Origin of the sequence: Haloarchaeobius salinus (genome assembly GCF_024464185.1) — an archaeon.
Taxonomy (GTDB): domain Archaea; phylum Halobacteriota; class Halobacteria; order Halobacteriales; family Natrialbaceae; genus Haloarchaeobius; species Haloarchaeobius salinus.
Map to the genome: position 1 here is coordinate 316950 of NZ_JANHAU010000003.1, position 18147 is coordinate 335096.

Genomic DNA, 18147 nt, shown 5'->3' on the forward strand with positions numbered 1-18147 from the left:
GAGAAGAGCCGCCGACGGTCCCCGGCTACTCGTGGGCGAAGTACGCCACGGAGCCGTCCTCGTCGTGGGCGTCGACGCGGGCGAAGCCGACGCGCTCGAACTGCACCATCGCATCGACCGGCTGGTCGCGGAAGCCGGGTTCCGCGTACCCGGTCACGACGCCGTCCATCGTCCACAGCTCGACCGGCTCGTTGTCGTCCGCCGGCACCCAGTGGACCACGTCGACGCCCTCCTCGCGCACCGCCGAGATGTCGTCGCCGGTGTACTGGAGCGCATCGCGGGTGAACCGGAAGCAGCCCAGCCCCTTCAGCCAGACGCGCTCCTCGCGCTCCGGCAGGTCGTCGGGTTCGAGCAGCACCGCGGAGCCGACCGGGATCTCGCGGACGCCCCGGTCCTCGTGGTCCGGGTGGACCGGCGGCTCGCCGAACTCGGGTGCGCCGCCGACGATGCCGAGTTCCGTGCCGCCGCGCACGAGGAACTGCCGGTCCGCCCCGTCGTCGACGAGGTCGCGGTTCTTCGAGTACACCGACGACATCGCGAGGTCGACGTTCGACGTCGAGGTGCCGAGTTCGATCATCGAGTCGACGATGGCATCGCCGCGGATGCCCCGCCGCCGGAGGCTCTTGATGGTCGGCGCGCGCGGGTCGTCCCAGCCGTCGAGCTCGCCGGCGTCGATGAGCTCCTTGATGGTCGAGGTGGACATCGTCACGTCGTAGGCGTCGACCTGGACGTGGCCCCAGTGGACGACCTCGGGGTACTCCCAGCCGAAGTAGTCGTAGACGAACCGCTGGCGCTTCGCGGAGTCCTGCAGGTCGATGCCGCGGATGATGTGCGTGATGCCGACGAGGTGGTCGTCGATGCCGGACTGGAAGTCGAGCATCGGCCAGCAGCGGTACTCCGCGGCCTCCGTGCGGGGATGCGGCGTGTCTATCATCCGGAACGCGACCCAGTCACGGAGTGCGGGGTTCTTGTGCTCGATGTCGGTCTTCACCCGCAGGACCATCTCGCCGGAGCTGTACTCCCCGGCGATCATGTCCTCGAACTCCGCCATCGTCGTCTCGGCGTCCTTCTCGCGGTGCGGGCACGCCTGCCCGCTGTTCTTCAGGTCGGAGAACTCGCCCTGCGGACACGAACAGGTGTACGCGCCGCCCATCTCGACGAGTTCCCGAGCGTGCTCGTAGTACGTCTCCATCCGGTCGCTCGCCTTCAGGACCTCGTCGGGCTCGAAGCCGAGGTACCGGATGTCCTCCAGAATCCCGTCGTACGCGTCCATGTCCGGGCGCTTCGTCTCGGGGTCGGTGTCGTCGAACCGGACGCAGAACCAGCCGTCGTAGCGCTCCCTGTACGTCCCGATGACGGCCGGCATCCGCGCGTGGCCGACGTGCCACGGGCCGTTCGGGTTCGGCGCACAGCGCATCCGGATCTGGTCGTACTCCTCGGCGTTGTCGAGGTCCGGCAGCGTGTGCTCCTCGCCCTCGTCCTCGCTGTCGAGCTCCTCCAGGAGGTCGGGCGCGAGCTCGCCCAGCCGCTCGCGCTTCTCGTCGTGGCTCATCTGGTTGACGCGGCCACAGACGCCCCCGACCACGCCGGGGACCTCGTCGCCGTGCTCGCGGAACGCGGGGTTCTCGCCCATCAGCGGTCCCATCACCGCGCCGACGGCGGCGTCGCTCTCGTGCTTGATCGCGTTGAACAGGGCGTGCTTCTCGGCCTCTCGCTCGACCTGCTCGCGTAGCGAATCGTCCATTGACGTGGCGTACAGCCGGAACCGTCAAAACAGTCGTGATGTTCGTCGCCGGGAACGGCAGTTTCGGAAGAACCGAGGACGATGCGATTCTGACCAGCCGGGTGGCGCGCGGCTGTCTCGGAATCACGGCGATTCCGATGGCCAGTGAGAGCTTGCTCTCGCAGTGGATGAGCGAGGGAGCCTGCGACCGAGCGAAGTGGCTGGGGAGGTGTGAGGTGCGGTGCGGTCGCGGTGGGTGGGACTGAAAGGGGCGAGACGCTCGGGGCTCGCTGCTGTTCGTGGGTCCAGGGTACTCGACAACACGAGAACGAACGGGAACTGGCGAGTCACTCACAGGGACACGAACACCGTTCCAAGAAGACAGCCGCCCCGGCGTGCTCCATCCACCGTGGAGCCAACCACCGTACCGCATCCACCAGCCGAACCGGGGAACGCCACTCTCACACCGCAGTCACGTCGCACGCACCGCAGTCGTTGCCTCCGTACCGCACCGCGACCGCAGACCGCACCGCGATTCGCACGTGATGACCGGCGCGTCGCCGGTCGGCCACCCAGAGTCGGAGTGCCGGTCGGGAAGCCGGCACAGCCACGGACACAGCGTTCGGGTCCCGTCGACCCGGGTCGGATTTGTCGTTACTCGGTCGCGGATTCGGGGAACTGTCGCGTGTTGAACACCCGCTGGGCGACGACCGCGTCGGTCATGTCGCCGGCGCGCCACTGCGCGACCCACGACGCCTCGACGTGGTACTCCTGGGCCTGTTCGGGGAACCGCTCGGCGATGCTCGCCTCCAGCCGACTCGACGGCCCGCCGCTGTCGATGATGAGTCCGTACGAGGAGATGACTTGACCAATCTCCTCGCGGGACTCCGCGCGGTCGCCCGCACTGGACTCGTACTCCAGGTCCACGACCTCGTCGTCGAACGTCATGCTCGTCACCGTCATGCCGTGGGTCTCCTCGAGTATCCAGCGCAGTTCGCCGAGGGTTCCCTCGCCGTCCTGGTTCGGTTCGGACTTCTGTACCTGGTTGCCGCCGAGGCAGCCGGCGAGTCCCGCCAGGGCCGCGGCCCCACCCGCGAGGACGCTCCGTCGCGTCGTGATGCTGTCCTGTGGCATAACTACGGGTTGAGAGGGAGACCCACTAAAACCGCGGAGGAGTTCGCCCCGCGATACGGCGCTCGACTCGGGAACTGAGTCGCCCGCGAGTCGTCAGTAGCCGCGCTCTATCAGGTAGTCCGCGATGTCACACAGCAGGCCCCGCGCCTCGTTGTCCGGGAGGACCTCGAGCCTGGACTTGCCGCGTTCGACCAGGTCGCGCGCGGTCTGGTTCGCGTACTCGATGCTGCCGGCGTCCTCGAGCGTCGCCACCGCGTCGTCGATCTCGGCCTCGGTGACCGCCTCGACGCTGTCGGTGTCGACGAGTCCGCCGACGTCGACGCCCTGCTCGCGGGCGTGGACCGTGATGAGCGTCTGCTTGTTCTCGACGAGGTCGGATCCGCGCTGCTTGCCCAGCTGGTCCGAGGGGACGGTGAGGTCGAGCACGTCGTCCTGGATCTGGAACGCGCGCCCGACGTCGAGGCCGTAGCCGTACAGCGCGTCGACGACCTCGTCGTCGGCCGAGAGCAGCTCGCCGGCGATGGCCGCGGAGGCCGCGTACAGCACCGCGGTCTTCTGCTCGATCATCTCGAGGTACTCGTCGGGGTCGACGTCGCGTCGCGTCTCGAAGGAGACGTCGAGGCTCTGGCCCTCGCAGATCTTCGTGCAGGTCGACGCGAGGGTGTCCGTCGCCGCGACGACCCGCTCCGGTGGTGCGTCGGTCTCGACCATGATCTCGAACGCCTTCGAGTAGAGCGTGTCGCCCGCGAGGATGGCCGTCTCGAGGTCGTACTCCTTGTGGACCGCCGGCACGCCGCGCCGGAGGTCGTCGTCGTCCATGATGTCGTCGTGGATGAGCGTGAACGACTGGATGACCTCGACGCTGACGGCGGCGGCCATCAGGTCGACGGGCTCCTCGGAGAGCGACGGGAACTCGCGGTAGTCGACGGACATCGGCTCCACGTCGGTCAGCGCCTCGCCGACGACGAGGAGCACGGTGGGCCGGAGTCGCTTGCCACCAGCGTCCAGCAGGTAGCGGGAGGCCTCGTAGAGCCGCTTCGGCTCCTTGATCGGGAGCTCCTCGGTGATGGCCTCGTTGACGAGCTCGCGTCGCTGGCCCACCGCGTCGAGCACCGTCTGTTCTCGCGTCTGCGGGTCCGTCATGCTGTCACTCGGTCAGCTGGATGAGGTTGCCGTTGCGGGTGACGTGGAGGTCGCGGCCCATCTTGTACCCCTCGCTCTCCGCGAGATTGACGTAGCCGCTGAAGCCGCTCATGTCCTGGTGGGCCGGGATGACGTTCTGGGGCTGGAGCGCCTGGAGCATCTGATAGTGGCCCTCGCGGTTCAGGTGGCCGGAGACGTGGATGTCGGAGTAGATGCGTGCGCCCTGCATCCCGAGCAGGCGCTCGGACTGGTAGCGCTGGCCCTCGTTCGTCGGCTCCGGGATGACCCGTGCCGAGAAGATGACCTTGTCGCCGTCCTCTAACTCGTAGGGGGTCTCGCCGCGGCCCATCCGGGTGAGCATCGCGCGCGGCTCGCCCTGGTGGCCCGTGACGATGGGCAGGAAGTTGCCCTTGCCCTCCTTCATGACCCGCTTGAACGTGCGGTCGACGGACTTCCGGTGGCCGAACATCCCGAGGTCGCCCGGGAAGTCGACGAAGCCGAGCCGCTCGGCCGTGCCGGAGTACTTCTCCATCGAGCGCCCGAGCAGCACCGGCTGGCGGCCGATGTCGCGGGCGAACTCGACGAGGGACTTCACGCGGGCGATGTGGCTGGAGAACGTCGTGGCGACGATGCCGCCCGAGTAGTCCTCCAGGGAGTACATCACGTCCTTCAGGTGCCGTCGCGCCACGGCCTCGCTCGGCGTGCGGCCCTGCTTGTTCGCGTTCGTACAGTCCTCGATGTAGCAGAGGACGCCCTCGCCCTCGCGACCGATCTCGCGGAACCGCTTCATGTCGATGGGGTCGCCGATGACCGGCGTGTGGTCCATCCGCTTGTCGAGGCCGTAGACGACCGCGCCCTCGGGTGTGTGGAGGACGGGGTTGATGGCGTCGATGATGGAGTGGGTGACGTTGACGAACTCCAGTTCGACCTGTCCGGAGTCGCCGATGGTCATCGTCTCGCCGGCCTCCATCTTCACGAGGTCGTTCTCGACCCCGAACTTCTGCTCGCTCTCGACCTGCTGTTTCACCAGCTCGATGGTGTACGGCGTCGCCACGACGGGCGCGTCGTACCGGTGGGCCAGCTTCGAGATGGCCCCGATGTGGTCGAGGTGGCCGTGCGTCGGCACGATGGCCTGCACGTCGCCCTCGAGCTCGCTCATGATCCGGTCGTCCGGGATGGCCCCCATGTCGATGAGGTCCAGGCTGTGCATCTTCTCGGTCTCGACGTTGTCGTGGATGAGAACCTGCGAGAGGTTCAGACCCATGTCGAAGACGACGACGTCGTCACCGGCTCGGACGGCAGTCATCTGCCGGCCGACTTCCTCGTATCCGCCGATTGTTGCGATTTCGATTTCCATGGTTGTGTAGCACCGAAATACCGCGTCTCGGTATGTGCAAACTCCCCCGGAGAACGGAACGCTACGCCCCGGCGTCTTACAGCGCGTCGGCGCACATCCCGCTATGTGGCCGCGGGCGCTGCCGGCGATGCCGACATCGTCGCGACCACACTTACCCGCGGGGTCTGTTGTCCGACCATTCTCGGCCCGAGGTTAAAAGCACGTGGGTTACGCGGCGACGACGGACTGGTCGTCGACGGGACGGGCGTCGTCCCGATCCGACGGCGCGTCACCGAAGAACGCGGCCGTGTGAACGGTCCACAGGTTTAACTTTCACTGCACCCAACCCGATGTATGGCGTCGTGCTCGTTCTGCGGTCGGGAGGTCGATGGGTTCCCGTACTCGTGCAACGAGTGCGGCGAGACCCTCTGCGGTCGCCACCGACTGCCCGAGCGCCACGACTGCCGCGGCCTCGCACGGGTCGCGGACCGGACAGACGACGAGGCGGGGTTCATCGGGCGGCCGGACGACCGCGACAGAGCTGAGAGAGGCGTCGTCGGCCGGGCACTCGACGCGATGCTGACGCCGGTTCGACGGCTCCGTCGACTCCGGCGGTAGCTGCCAGTCACTCCACACCACGGTACAACAGAAGAGCACGCGCAAGTACGGTTCAGCCGACCGTCGTCCCGGGGGCCTCGCCGTCGAGGAACGCAGACAGGTCGTCCAGCCCGAACACGCTCGCGGGCGTCGGCAGGTCCAGTAGCGTCCGCACCTTCCCCGCCATCCCGCCGGAGACGTCCGTCGACTCCGCCCCACCGAGCGCGTCGGCGGCGTCCTCGAACCGGTCGATCCTCGGAATCACGTCGCCGTCAGTATCTAGAACCCCTGGCACCGTCGAGCAGAGGCCGACCCGGTCGGCATCGAGGCTCCGCGCCAGCGAGGTGACTATCTCGTCCCCCGACAGCACCGTCACGCCCTCGCCACGGTGTGCGATAACGTCGCCGTGCAGTACCGGGACGAACCCCTCCGCACGGAGCGTCGCGACCTGCTGGGCCGGCAGCGTGAGTTCGCCCCCGGCGTCCCGGCTCGCGGCCGAGAGCGGGTGGACCGGCACCGCCGGCACGTCGCGGTCGTGGAGCCGCCGCAGGACGAGTCCGTTCAGCGCCTTCATCGCGGCGTGGACCTGGGTGACACCCTCGATGTCGTGTGTCCCCTCGGTCGTGCTGACGTCGTACGCCTCGGCGTTGTGGTGGCCGAAACTGCCGCCGCCGTGGACCACGACGAGGTCGTCGTCGGCACGAGCCACCGCGTCCACAGCCCGGTCCAGCGCCTCGCCGTCGACCGTCTCGGCGCGCTCCTTGTCGGTGATGACGGAGCCACCGAGCTTGAGGACGGTCGTCACGAGACGACCACCCCGTCGCGGGCGAGTTCGGCACGGAACACCGCCTCGCAGGACTGCGAGTACGAGAGCGCCGTCTCCGTCGCCGGGCTGTCGTCGAGCGCGACGATACAGCCGCCTCCCCCGGCACCTGTCAGCTTCGCGCCGTGGGCCCCCGCCTCGCGGGCGGTCCACACCATCTCGTCGAGCGAGCGCGAGGAGACGCCGAGCGCCTCCAGCAGCCCGTGGTCGAAGTCCATCAGCCGCCCCAGCTCGTCGAGCGAGGGGTCCTCCTCGACCAGGACGGCCTCGCCACGACGGACGATGTCGCCGATAGCGGTGACGGTGTCCGCCGCGAAGTTGTACCGCTCGCGCAGGTCGCGCACGCCAGCGACCAGCTTCCCGGTGTCACCGCTCCCGCCGTCGAAGCCGATGACGAACGGCAGGTCCGGCGCGTCGAGGGTGCGGCAGTCGTCGCCCTCGACGCGAACTGCGCCGCCCATCGCCGAACAGAACGTGTCCGCCCGCGACGCCTGCCCGTCCTGCACCGCGAGCTCGACCTGGTACGCCCGGTCGGCGATCTCGCGTGGACCGAGGTCGACCCCGAGCTCCGCCGCCGTCGCCGCGATGGTCGCGACGACGACCGCCGCCGACGAGCCGAGGCCCGCCCCGAGCGGGATCTCGCTCTCGACGGTGACGTCGAAGCCCGCCTCTGGCTCGTCGCAGGCGTCCCTGGCCTGTGCGACCGCGCCGTCGACGTACTCCGTCGCCGCCGCGAGCAGTTCGCTCGGCACCTCGACACCGAGTTCGTCCGTCGACGCGCCGTACTCCACGGTGAACCCCTCGATCTCGAGGTCCCGTGCGTCGACCCTGAGGCGACCGTCGGTGCGCTGTTCCACCGTGACCGTCGCCCGGCGCTCGACCGCACACGGGACCGCCGGCTCGCCGTAGACGACCGCGTGCTCCCCGAACAGGTACACCTTCCCCGGGGCGCTTGCCGTGACCATACCGTCTCTCTCCCCGCCACTGGTATGAGTGTTGTCGATTCGGGCCTCGACGGGAACCGTAGCCGTCGCTACGCACGGCGGAGAACGTGAAAAGGTCCAGCCAGTTCAGATACCGCTCTCGAAGTCGTCCAGGGAGTACGTCGGCTCGGCACCGCGGCGGTCGAGCGTCTCGTTGGCGAGCAGCCAGTAGACGACCGACAGCGCCTTGCGCCCCTTGTTGTTCGTCGGGACGACGAGGTCGACGTTGCTCGTCTGGTTGTTCGAGTCGCACATCGCGATGACCGGGATGCCGACCGTGATGGCCTCCTTGACGGCCTGTGCGTCACCGATGGGGTCGGTGACGACCACGACGTCCGGCTCGATGTAGCCGTCGTACTTCGGGTTCGTCAGCGTGCCGGGGATGAACCGGCCCGTCCGGGCGCGTGCGCCGACCGCGTCGGCGAACTTCTTCGCCGGGAAGCGACCGTACTGGCGCGAGGACGTGACGAGGATCTGCTCGGGACTGTAGTTCGACAGGAAGTCCGCGGCGGTGCGGATGCGGCTGTCGGTCATGCCCACGTCGAGGACGTACAGGCCGTCGGTCCGGACGCGGTGGATGAACCGCTCCATGTCCTTCGTCTTCTGCTGGGTACCGATGTGGACACCGGCACCGAGGTAGTCCTCGACGGGGATGAGCAGGTCGGCCTCGTCGTCGGCCATGACGTCCTCGTCGAGCGCGGACTCCTCCTCCTCTGGTTCGGCCTCGGCCTCGACGGCCTCGGCGTCCTGTTCCTCGGTGGGCGCGGCGTCCTCGACGGGTTCCTCGTCGGCCGCCTCGTCGGCGGCGTCGAGGTCCACGTCGGAGTCGGACGCGTCGAGCCCCTCCTGTTCGGGTTCCTGGTCTGTCATAGTGCGTCGTCTGCGATTCGGATGAGTTCGTTCAGCTTGGCGGTTCGCTCGCCACCGACCGCGCCCGTCTTGATGAACGGTGCGTCGGTCGCGACGGCGAGGTGTGCGATGGTCGTGTCCTCGGTCTCGCCCGAACGATGGGAGATGACCGGGTCGTAGCCGTTCCGCACGGCGAGTTCGACCGCGTCGAACGCGTCGGTCAGCGTCCCGATCTGGTTCGGCTTGATGAGGATGCTGTTGCCGGCACCGAGCTCGATGCCGGTCGAGAGCCGCTCCGTGTTGGTGACGAACAGGTCGTCACCACAGACGAGCGTGCGGTGGCCCACGCGCTCGGTCAGCGTCGCGTAGCTCTCGTAGTCGTTCTCGTCGAGGGGGTCCTCGACGTAGACGAGGTCGTACTCGTCGACGAGTCCGGCGATGTAGTCGATCTGCTCGTCGGTCGTCCGCGTCTCGTCGCCGTAGCGGTAGACCTCGTCGGCGGCGTCGTACAGCTCCGCGGCGGCCACGTCGAGCCCGAAGCCGACCTCGAAGCCGACCTCGTCCTCGACGAGCTCCGTCGCCTCCTCGACGACCTCGAACGCCTCGGCGTCGTCGATGGACGGCGCCCAGGCACCCTCGTCGCCCTTGCCGCAGGGGACGCCGCGCTCGTCGAGCAGGTCGGCGACGGCCTCGTGGACGGCCGCGTTCGCGAACACCGCATCAGCGACGTTCGGCGCACCGACGGGCGCGGCGAGGAACTCCTGGATGTGGGTCGCGTCGGCGGCGTGTTCGCCACCACCGACGACGTTACCCAGCGGGACCGGGAAGTTCTCGCCGCGGAACGCACCGCCGAGGTGCTGGAACAGCGGCGCACCGAGCACGTCCGCACCGGCCTTCGCGGCCGCCATCGAGATGGCGACCGCGCTGTTCGCGCCGATGCCGGAGAAGTCGTCGGTGCCGTCCGCCGCGTGGAGTGCGGCGTCGACCTCGCGCTGGTTCCCGGCGTAGGCATGGCCGACGAGACGCGGGATCGCGTCCTCGCGTGCGTTCGCGATGGCCTCGCCCGGTGGGAGCTCGACCGCCTCGTACTCGCCCGTGCTCGCACCCGACGGTGCAGCCGCACGACCGAAGCCGCCGCTCTCGGTGAGCACGTCGGCCTCGACCGTGGGGTTGCCACGGGAGTCGAGTACGCGGCGGAGTCGAACGTCGCTGACGAGCGTCATTCCTTTCCTCGCTTGACCGTGAACGGGAGCGCGTCCGCGTCGTACTCCTCCGCGGCGACGAGGATCGGCTCCGTCTGGTCCGTCTCGATGAGGACCGGCGCGCCGTAGGACACCTGCAGCGCTCGCGCGCCGAGGATGCGTGCCTTCTCGTACCGGTTGTATCGTTGTCGGGGCATTACTGGTAGGGGCTCACGATGTCGACGAGGTCCTTGTGCGAGACGAGCATGCGGCGACAGCAGTAGCGGTCGACGCCGAGCTCGTCGAGCACCTCCTCGGGGTCCTCGTCGTCCTCTCGGGTCCGTGCTTTGAACTCCTCCCAGTGCTCGCCGACGACGTTACCGCACGTGAAACACCGGACTGGTACCATCATGGTTGGATCACCTTAGCGGTAGGACTTCTGGTAGCGGGCCCGAGCGCCGGGGCCGCCCCACTTCTTGGGTTCGGACTGGCGGACGTCGTTGACGAGCAGCGAACGGTCGAACTCCATGTACGCGTCGCGGAGTTCGGCGTCGCCGGCGTGCTGGACGAGACCACGGGCGATGGCGGTGCGAACCGCGTCGGCCTGGCCGCTGATGCCGCCACCGGAGACCTCGATGTCGACGTCCACGTCGTCGCGGACGCCGTCGACGATGCGGAACGGCTCCAGCATCTTCAGTCGGGAGATCTCCGGCTCGACGAGCTCGACCGGCTTCGAGTTGATTCGGACGCGACCCTCGCCTTCCGAGACGGTCGCGCGGGCGATGGCCGTCTTCTTCTTGCCTGATGTGTTCGTTACCATGTTACGTTAGCACCCAGTTCAGCCGAGACGTCGCCCAGCTGGACGAACTTGATGTTCGAGAGCCGATCCAGCGACGTGCCGTCGAGCACCTCGCCGTCCTCGTCGTACGGGTTGCCGACGTAGACGCGGACGCCCTCGAAGGCCTCGCGGCCGGCCGTCGTCTTGTACGGCATCATGCCGCGGATGGACCGCTTGAAGATGCGGTCGGGGCGCTTCGGGTAGTACGGGCCGCTGTCGGAGCCGACCTCGACACGCTTCCGGTAGGTCGACATGATGTCGTCCTCCGAACCCGTGATGACCGCCTCCTCGGCGTTGACGACCGCGACCGTCTCGCCGTCGAGTGCGCGCTCTGCGACCTGGGACGCGACGCGACCGAGAATACAGTCGCTGGCGTCCACGATGACGTCTGCGTCGAACTCTGCGAGACTCATCGGATCACCCGGACGTTCGAGCCCTCGGGGTTCTGTTCGATTGCCTGTTCCAGTTCGAGCGATTCGCCGACCTGGTCGATCTTGGTCTCCGCGGACGACGAGAAGTCGACCGCCGCGACCGTGACCGACTTCGAGAGGGCACCCGAACCGAGCACCTTGCCCGGCACGATGACCGTCTCGTCTTCCTGTGCGTATCGCTCGATCCGACCGAGATTGACCTCCGCGTGCGTGCGGCGGGGCTTCTCGAGTCGGGTTGCTACGTCGCTCCAGACGTCAGCGTCCGTTTCTCTGGACACCGACTTCAGCTCGGCGATGAGACTGCTGAGCCGTGGGTTTGTCTTACTCATGACTTTCCTCCTGCTAGTTTCGGTAGAAGTGGATGCAGGGAGCAGGATTTGAACCTGCGGACCCCTATGGGACAGCGCCCTGAACGCTGCGCCGTTGGCCAGACTTGGCTATCCCTGCTCGCACCCTTGCGGGTACACATCCCTTCTGTGCGCCCCTTCAAACCACTTTCGATTGTCGACCACGAGTCGGGGACGGGAGCGTCGTCGCTCCGCGTGCGAGACCACGTGGTCTCGCCCCCGCGTGCAGCCGTCAGGGTGTGGATTGAAGAGGTCATGTTCTTACAACGATACCGCGTCTTCGAGCTCGACCGCTCGCGACTCGATGGAGTCGGTGGCGCGCTCGACGAGCTCCTCGACCGTCATCGACCCGTCCGTCTCGACGTGGAACACGAACGCCTTCTCGACGTCGTGTACCGCGACCTCCTTGCCCGGGAACCGCTGGGTGAGGTCGTTGTCGAACTCGGCCGTGTCGACGAGTTCGCCGTCGATCTCGACGACGCCTCGAACGATGTTCGGTTCGCTCTCCTCGAACTCGTCGGCGTCGCCGACGACCTCCACGCGCTGGAGGTGCCGGTAGCCGACCGAGACGCCGCCCTGGTGCTTGGCGTGAGCCTTGCCGGTTTCGAGGACCGCGTCTGCCTCGAGTTCGAGACGCTGGCCGTCCTTCAGCTCGATGATGGGGACGTTCTGGTCCGCGGGCTGGACCATCTCGTCCGCGCTGACGAGGTCGCCCGAGTACGCCGTCGCCGGCCCCTCCACGTCGATGGAGAGCGTGACCACGTCGTCCTCGGTGAACTCGTTCGGCGGGGTCGTGAGCGGCACGAGCCCCAGACGGAGCGCGATCTGCTCGTCGAACATCACCGACGAGTTCTCGATGACGCGCACCTCGTCGATGGCGAGGGTGGGCACGTCGGCGATCATCGTCCGCCGGATGCCGTTCGCGAACGCGGGGGTGACCCCGCGCACGAGGAACAGCGCCTTCCGGTCGCCGCGTTCGACGAACTCGACCTCGTAGTCCTCGTCCATGGCTCAGAACCCGCCCTTGCCCTTCGGTGCTCGGGACCCGTCGTGCGGGATCGGTGTGACGTCCTCGATGCGGCCGATCTCGAAGTCCTCACGTGCGAGTGCGCGGATCGCCGCCTGCGCACCCGGACCGGGGGACTTCTGCAGGTTGCCACCGGGGCCGCGCACGCGAACGTGCAGGCCCTCGATGCCAGCCGCACGGATCTCGTCCGCGATGGACTCGACCATCTGCATCGCCGCATAGGGCGACGCCTCGTCGCGGTTCTGCTTGACAGCAGTCCCGCCGGAGGACTTCGCGATGGTCTCCGCGCCGGTCAGGTCCGTGACCGTCATGACGGTGTTGTTGAACGATGCGTGTACGTGGGCGACGCCCCACTTGTCGTCTTCCTGTTCTGCCATATTACTGACCCTCCGCACGCTCGGGGTGCAGGTCGTCCGCGAGCGGACTGTTCTCGTCGAACGCGATGCTGTCCTCCTCGGAGACGTCGACCGTGTACGAGGGCACGCGGACGCGTGCGCCGTCGACGGTGATGTGTCCGTGGACGATGAACTGCCGCGCCTGGCTGGTCGTGTTGGCCAGCCCCTTGCGGTAGGCCACCGTCTGGAGGCGACGTTCGAGGATGTCGGAGATCTCGAGCGACAGGACCTGGTCGAGCCGGTCCTCCTCGCCGAGGATGCCGATGCGCTTCAGTCGCGTGAGGAAGTCGCCGCCTGCGGTGGCGACGTCGTCCTCGGACTGGGTCTGACCGAGCAGGTCACGGGCCTCGCGACGGTAGTCGCGCAGCTCGGACTGTGCTCGCCAGAGCTCCTCCTTGTTCTTCAGGCCGTAGCGCTCGACGAGGCTGTGTTCCTCGCTGATGCGCTCGCCCTGCCAGGGGTGGTTCGGCGTCTCGTAGGACTTCGTGTTGCTACCGAGCGCCATTACTCGTCACCCTCCTCGGCGGCCTCCTCGGCCTCCTGCTCCCGGATCTCCTCGACGTTGACGCCGATGGTCCCCTCGGTACGGCCGGTGGACTTCGTGCGCTGACCGCGCACCTTCTGTCCCTTCTTGTGCCGGACGCCCTTGTAGGAGCTGATCATCTTCATCCGGTTGATGTCGTAGCGCCGGGACATCTGGAGCTCGTTGCCGACCTCGTGGGTGGTCTCGCCGGTGTAGAAGTCGTTCTGGCGGTTGGTGAGCCAGTCCGGAACTTCGTCGGCGTACTCCTCTACTTTCTCGACGACGGCGTCGATTGCGTCGTCGTCCAGACGGCCGAACGTGGCCGTCCGGTCGACGCCCGCCTTGTCGGCGATGATACGCGCCGTGCGTCGGCCGATGCCGTTCATCTCGATGAGCGAGCGTTCGACGGACTTCGTCCCATCGAGGTCTGTCTGCCCGATGCGGACGAAGTACTGAAGGTCGTCGTCGTCTTGCTCGTCCTGTGGTTCTTCTGCACTCATGTGTGGTGGTGTGCGAAGTGCCCGGTGCACTTCTGGTTGGATGGTCACACCGTGCCCAAAAGCCGGTGTGAAGGTCCGACGTCGTGGCTGGGATTCGAACCCAGGAGGCTTGACGCCACAGAGTTAGCAACCCTGCGCCTTGGGCCAGGCTTGGCTACCACGACTCGCGTGTTTATCTTCGCCCTCTCGGACTCGGGACCGATGCCCCTACAGCGTAGTGCGTCTTCACGTATTCCGGTACGGTACTTAAGCCCAACGGAACGCCCCCGTGCTGCGAACCCGTCCCATGCGGGCGGTTCGTTCGCTTTGACGGGCTCTCGACTACGGCCTCGAAACCGTCGTTCGTTCGTGTTCCCCCTCCTCGGACGCCTGTACTTCTTCGGGATAGTTCTCGTCGAAAGTGATAGTAAGACGGTACGAATCGACCGATTCGTCGCCCTCACAACCGCTGTTTTCCGGTTCGACGTCGGTAGTCCCGACAGCGACTGTCAATACTCTCGTCTCCTCATCGCACCCTATCGAGTCGAGTGCTGCTCGGTTGCAGTTCCCGGACCCGACACGTAGCAAGCCGAACACGTGGACCACACCCTGCTCCTGATCGAATTGGATTCTGGGTGGGTCTTCGAGGTTCGGAATCTCTTCGTCCGTGTTTCTACTCTCGGCGAGTACCGTGAAGTCGGAGTCGATGTACGCAGGGAGGTCCCGAGTAGAGGACGAGATATCCAGTGCGCCCAGGCAACCGGGGAACGCGACTATTGCAGTGGTTGCCGCCGTCACCGCCGTTCGCCGGTTCATACCAACACTATTCTATCGCCAGTGTCAAATATATTTATAAAATACACATTTTAGTTGTATTCTACACCATTGCAGGACACTACGCGGGAAAACGGGCCGACGATGTTCAGTCCGTCGAGCCGTAGCCGTCCTCGACGCCGCCGTCGTACACGGGTTCCGGTCTGCTCCCTTCGTCGTCCGTCTCGGCGGGAGTGTCCAGATACGTCTCGTTCATCTCCCACTCGCCGTCGCCGTTCCGGACCATGTACTCGCCGTAGAAGGGGACCCGGTTCGCGACCGTCTCGCGGAACGTCTCGCGGATCTCCTCGGTCGTCATCTCGCCCATCGAGCGCAGGTCGTCGTTCCGGTTGAGACAGCCCTTCAGGTAGCCGTCGTGGGTGACCCGCACCCGGTGGCAGTTCGCACAGAACGTCGGGTTCTCGACCGGGTCGACGATCTCGACCATGCCGCCGGTCGTTCCGTCGACCTCACCGGCCGACGGGTCGCCCGTGTCGGCGTCCTCGCTCCGAATCCAGTACCGGCGTCGGTCGTGCATCTCGCGGTGCTCGACTCGCTCTGCGCGCTCGGCGAGCCAGTCGTGCACCCGGTCGATGTCGATTGCCCACTCGGGCTTGCCGACCAGCTCGGGCATGTACTCGATGAGCTGGAGCCGGAGGCCGTCGTTCTCCGCGACGTGGTCGACCATCTCGGGGACGTAGCCGGCTGTCTTCTCGAAGACGACCATGTTGAGCTTCACGGGCGCGAGTCCAGCGTCGAGGGCCGCCTCGACGCCTTCGAGCACCCGGTCGTACGCCCCGGACTGCGTGACGGCGGCGAACTGCTCGGGGTCGAGCGCGTCCTGCGAGACGTTCACCCGCGAGAGCCCGGCGTCGACGAGGGCCTCGGCGCGGCCGGGGAGGAACGTCCCGTTCGTCGTCATCGAGGCCTCCATCGAGTCCGGGGTGCGCCGGATGATCTCCTCCAGGTCCTGGCGGAGCATCGGCTCGCCGCCGGTGAACTTCACGCTGTCGACGCCGAACTCGGCGGCGACCTCGAGGAATCGGACCACGTCGTCGGCGCTCATCTCGTGGTCCTGGGCTGCCATCGGGCCGCGCGTGTCGCCCAGCCCCTCGTTGTGGCAGTAGACGCAGTCGAAGTTGCACCGGTCGGTCAGCGAGACGCGCACCCCGGAGACCTCGCGACCGAACTCGTCTGCGAGCATGTGTCACACCGTGGGTTCGGACGTGTATAAATCCGCCGTCGAGATGCAGACGATGTGGCCGCTATCGGGCCGGGAATCCGGGCGTCACATCCCGGGTATCGTCTCCAGCTCGCCGGCCTGCACGCCCCAGAGGTCCGCGTAGGTGCCGTCCGCGGCGAGCAGCTCGTCGTGCGTGCCGCGCTCGGTCACCGAGCCGTCCTCCAGCACGAGAATGTGGTCGGCGTCCTTCACCGTCGAGAGCCGGTGGGCGATGGCGACGACGGTGCGGTCGGTGACGAGGTCCTCGATGCTCTCCTGGATGCGGAGCTCTGTCTCCGTGTCCACGTCCGAGGTCGCCTCGTCGAGCAGGAGGATGTCGGGGTCGCGCAGGAGCACGCGGGCGATGCCGATGCGCTGGCGCTGCCCGCCCGAGAGCTTGACCCCGCGCTCGCCGACGTCGGTGTCGTAGCCGTCCGAGAGGTCGGTGATGAACTCGTGGGCGTCGGCGGCCTTCGCGGCGGCCTCGATCTCCTCGTCGGTGGCGTCGAACTGCCCGTAGGCGATGTTGTCGCGCACGCTCCCGTAGAACAGGTACGTGTCCTGGCTCACGTAGCCGACGGCGTCGCGCAGGCTCGCCGGGGTGACCTCTCTGATGTCCTGGCCGTCGACGCGGATACGCCCGTCGTCGACGTCGTAGAGCCTGAGCAGGAGCTTCAGCACCGTGGACTTGCCGGCCCCCGTCGGCCCGACCAGCGCGAGCATCTCGCCACCGGAGACGTCGAACGAGACGTCCTCGAGCACCGTCTCGTCGTCCTCGTAGCCGAAGGTCACGTCGTCGTACTCGACGCGACCCTCGTCGACCGCGAGCTCGGGCAGGTCCTCGTCGGCACCGAGCGTCTTCGGCTCGTCCATCAGGCCGAAGATGCGTTCGGCCGAGGCGCGGGCGTTCTGGTAGAGGTTGACGAGCTCGCCGAACTGGCTCATCGGCCAGATGAACCGCTGGCCGAGGTAGACGAACGCGACGAACGTTCCCACGGTGAGCTGGCCGCTCATGAACGGTGGAGCCTGCTGGGTGAGCACCCAGTGGCCGCCGACGGCGAACGTGAGCACGAAGCCGACACCGGCGGTCAGGCGCAGCCCGGGGAAGAACTTCACGCGCGTCGTGATGGCGTCCCAGTTCCGCTCGAAGTACTCGTTGGAGGCGTCGGTGACGCGGTCGGCCTCGAAATCCTCCGTGGTACTGGCCTTGATGACCTCGATGCCGCCGAGGTTGTTCTCCAGGCGGGAGTTGAGCTGCCCGACCGTCGAGCGTACCTCGGCGTACATCGGCTGGATGGTCTGGACGAACCTGTACGTGAAGTAGCCGATGAGCGGCACCGTCACCATCGTCAGGACGGCGAGCTGCCACTGGAGGTAGGCGAGCAGCACCGCGGTCACGCCGACGTTCACCACGAGCATCGTGGCGATGAACAGCCCGCCGTTGAGGAACTGCTCCAGCCGGTTCACGTCGTTGTTCAGCACGCTCATCAGCTCGCCGGTCTGCTTGTCGGCGAAGAACTCGTAGTCGAGCCGCTGCATGGCGTCGTAGCTGTCCGAGCGGACGTTGTGCTGGACCGACTGGGCGAACGAGTTCAGCCCGAGGCCCATCAGCCAGGTGAACACCGTCGAGCAGACGTACGTCAGCCCGACGAGCCCGACGGAGAACCAGAACTGGCCGGTCCGCGAGCCGGGGACGAGCGCCTGTGGCACCAGCGGCAGGGAGTACTGTGGCTTCGTCTGCAGGAACACCGCGTCGATGGTCTCGGCGAGCACGTACGTCGGCAGCAGGGCCATCGTGTGGGCGACCAGGCCCATGACGATGCCGCCGACGATGGCCACCCAGTGCTCCCGTCCGTACTCGCGGAACAGCCGGACCATCGGCCGGTCCACCCGCTCCCGTTGCTCCTCGAACGTGTCGTCATCGTCGTCGTGTATCGCGTCTGTCATCGTGTCGTCGGTGGCGTCTGTGATCGTCCCACGCGTCGTCGTCCGGTGGGTCGTGTCGGTCCCGTCGTGGTGTCGTGCTGCTGCGCGAACGTCGTCGCGTGAACCGGTTCCGTCGTGCTATCGTACGTCGTGTCTGTGGTGGTCTCGTGCATACTGTGGTCCTCACGGGTCCGTGTGTGTCCCCGACCGAACGTGGGTCGGGCGTCGATGCTCCGGTCTGTCGAACGGGCGGGTCGTCGGGGTGTGCTGGTGTAGCCGCAGTGCCGCGGCTACGGCCGACGGGCGACCGACCGCGCCACCCGAGCCGGGTGGCGGGAAGAATCAGGCTTCGAGTGCGGGGACCTGGAGCATCGTAG

Annotated in this window: 21 protein-coding genes and 2 tRNA genes; 1 reads left to right on the top strand and 22 read right to left on the bottom strand. The window is 67.1% G+C overall.

What is annotated here, in order from left to right; genetic code table 11:
• Nucleotides 1-25: 25 nt before the first annotated feature.
• From NO345_RS14095 to NO345_RS14110, 4 genes are all read right to left on the bottom strand, one after another.
• On the bottom strand, nt 26-1744 hold the full coding sequence (locus NO345_RS14095; protein WP_256300190.1) for a glutamate--tRNA ligase: 1719 nt from the start codon (nt 1742-1744) through the stop codon (nt 26-28).
• Between the two features lie 633 nt (nt 1745-2377).
• Nucleotides 2378-2857 carry a DUF8159 domain-containing protein gene (locus tag NO345_RS14100; protein ID WP_256300192.1) on the bottom strand — a complete coding sequence of 160 codons (480 nt, stop codon included), beginning with the start codon at nt 2855-2857 and terminating at the stop codon, nt 2378-2380.
• Between the two features lie 93 nt (nt 2858-2950).
• Nucleotides 2951-4000, bottom strand: coding sequence for a geranylfarnesyl diphosphate synthase (gene idsA3 / locus NO345_RS14105; RefSeq protein WP_256300193.1), 1050 nt, complete (start codon nt 3998-4000; stop codon nt 2951-2953).
• Nucleotides 4001-4004: 4 nt separating this feature from the next.
• Nucleotides 4005-5357 (bottom strand): ribonuclease J, encoded by a 1353-nt coding sequence (locus tag NO345_RS14110; RefSeq protein ID WP_256300194.1) that lies wholly within the window; start codon nt 5355-5357, stop codon nt 4005-4007.
• A 333-nt stretch (nt 5358-5690) separates the two neighbouring features.
• Between NO345_RS14110 and NO345_RS14115 the strand changes: the two genes are divergently transcribed.
• A complete protein-coding gene (locus tag NO345_RS14115; RefSeq protein ID WP_256300195.1) occupies nt 5691-5954 on the top strand; it encodes an AN1-type zinc finger domain-containing protein in 264 nt (87 codons plus the stop codon).
• Nucleotides 5955-6006: 52 nt separating this feature from the next.
• Here NO345_RS14115 and NO345_RS14120 read toward each other — a convergent pair whose 3' ends face one another.
• The 18 genes from NO345_RS14120 to NO345_RS14205 all read right to left on the bottom strand — a co-directional run bounded on the left by NO345_RS14120 (nt 6007) and on the right by NO345_RS14205 (nt 17791).
• The gene (locus tag NO345_RS14120) at nt 6007-6738 is read right to left on the bottom strand and encodes an isopentenyl phosphate kinase (protein ID WP_256300196.1); all 732 of its coding nucleotides are present in this window, start codon (nt 6736-6738) and stop codon (nt 6007-6009) included.
• On the bottom strand, nt 6735-7721 hold the full coding sequence (mvk, locus tag NO345_RS14125) for a mevalonate kinase (protein WP_256300198.1): 987 nt from the start codon (nt 7719-7721) through the stop codon (nt 6735-6737). The genes NO345_RS14120 and mvk overlap by 4 nt, the downstream gene beginning before the upstream one ends.
• Before the next feature lie 105 nt (nt 7722-7826).
• A complete protein-coding gene (rpsB, locus tag NO345_RS14130) occupies nt 7827-8609 on the bottom strand; it encodes a 30S ribosomal protein S2 (RefSeq protein ID WP_256300199.1) in 783 nt (260 codons plus the stop codon).
• On the bottom strand, nt 8606-9811 hold the full coding sequence (eno, locus tag NO345_RS14135; RefSeq protein WP_256300200.1) for a phosphopyruvate hydratase: 1206 nt from the start codon (nt 9809-9811) through the stop codon (nt 8606-8608). The genes rpsB and eno overlap by 4 nt, the downstream gene beginning before the upstream one ends.
• On the bottom strand, nt 9808-9987 hold the full coding sequence (locus NO345_RS14140; RefSeq protein WP_256300201.1) for a DNA-directed RNA polymerase subunit K: 180 nt from the start codon (nt 9985-9987) through the stop codon (nt 9808-9810). The genes eno and NO345_RS14140 overlap by 4 nt, the downstream gene beginning before the upstream one ends.
• Nucleotides 9987-10181, bottom strand: a complete 195-nt coding sequence (locus tag NO345_RS14145) for a DNA-directed RNA polymerase subunit N (RefSeq protein WP_256300202.1) — start codon at nt 10179-10181, stop codon at nt 9987-9989. The genes NO345_RS14140 and NO345_RS14145 overlap by 1 nt, the downstream gene beginning before the upstream one ends.
• A gap of 12 nt (nt 10182-10193) precedes the next feature.
• Entirely contained in the window at nt 10194-10589 is a 396-nt protein-coding gene (locus NO345_RS14150; protein ID WP_256300203.1) for a 30S ribosomal protein S9, read from the bottom strand.
• Entirely contained in the window at nt 10583-11020 is a 438-nt protein-coding gene (locus NO345_RS14155; protein ID WP_256300204.1) for a 50S ribosomal protein L13, read from the bottom strand. Before NO345_RS14155 ends, NO345_RS14150 begins: the two co-directional genes overlap by 7 nt.
• Nucleotides 11017-11412 (bottom strand): 50S ribosomal protein L18e, encoded by a 396-nt coding sequence (locus tag NO345_RS14160; protein ID WP_368407881.1) that lies wholly within the window; start codon nt 11410-11412, stop codon nt 11017-11019. Before NO345_RS14160 ends, NO345_RS14155 begins: the two co-directional genes overlap by 4 nt.
• Nucleotides 11401-11485, bottom strand: a tRNA-Leu gene (locus NO345_RS14165). The genes NO345_RS14160 and NO345_RS14165 overlap by 12 nt, the downstream gene beginning before the upstream one ends.
• A gap of 161 nt (nt 11486-11646) precedes the next feature.
• Nucleotides 11647-12393, bottom strand: coding sequence for a DNA-directed RNA polymerase subunit D (locus tag NO345_RS14170; RefSeq protein ID WP_256300208.1), 747 nt, complete (start codon nt 12391-12393; stop codon nt 11647-11649).
• A 3-nt stretch (nt 12394-12396) separates the two neighbouring features.
• On the bottom strand, nt 12397-12789 hold the full coding sequence (locus NO345_RS14175) for a 30S ribosomal protein S11 (protein WP_089731716.1): 393 nt from the start codon (nt 12787-12789) through the stop codon (nt 12397-12399).
• Nucleotide 12790: 1 nt separating this feature from the next.
• Nucleotides 12791-13312, bottom strand: a complete 522-nt coding sequence (locus NO345_RS14180) for a 30S ribosomal protein S4 (RefSeq protein WP_256300213.1) — start codon at nt 13310-13312, stop codon at nt 12791-12793.
• Nucleotides 13312-13830, bottom strand: a complete 519-nt coding sequence (locus tag NO345_RS14185; protein ID WP_256300215.1) for a 30S ribosomal protein S13 — start codon at nt 13828-13830, stop codon at nt 13312-13314. Before NO345_RS14185 ends, NO345_RS14180 begins: the two co-directional genes overlap by 1 nt.
• A gap of 79 nt (nt 13831-13909) precedes the next feature.
• Nucleotides 13910-13994: transfer RNA gene (locus NO345_RS14190), tRNA-Ser, on the bottom strand.
• Nucleotides 13995-14151: 157 nt separating this feature from the next.
• Complete coding sequence (locus tag NO345_RS14195) at nt 14152-14625, bottom strand: hypothetical protein (RefSeq protein WP_256300217.1); 474 nt, start codon at nt 14623-14625, stop codon at nt 14152-14154.
• A 106-nt stretch (nt 14626-14731) separates the two neighbouring features.
• A complete protein-coding gene (gene moaA / locus NO345_RS14200) occupies nt 14732-15826 on the bottom strand; it encodes a GTP 3',8-cyclase MoaA (RefSeq protein WP_256300219.1) in 1095 nt (364 codons plus the stop codon).
• 84 nt (nt 15827-15910) lie between these two features.
• Nucleotides 15911-17791 carry an ABC transporter ATP-binding protein gene (locus NO345_RS14205; RefSeq protein ID WP_256300221.1) on the bottom strand — a complete coding sequence of 627 codons (1881 nt, stop codon included), beginning with the start codon at nt 17789-17791 and terminating at the stop codon, nt 15911-15913.
• Nucleotides 17792-18147: the final 356 nt, after the last annotated feature.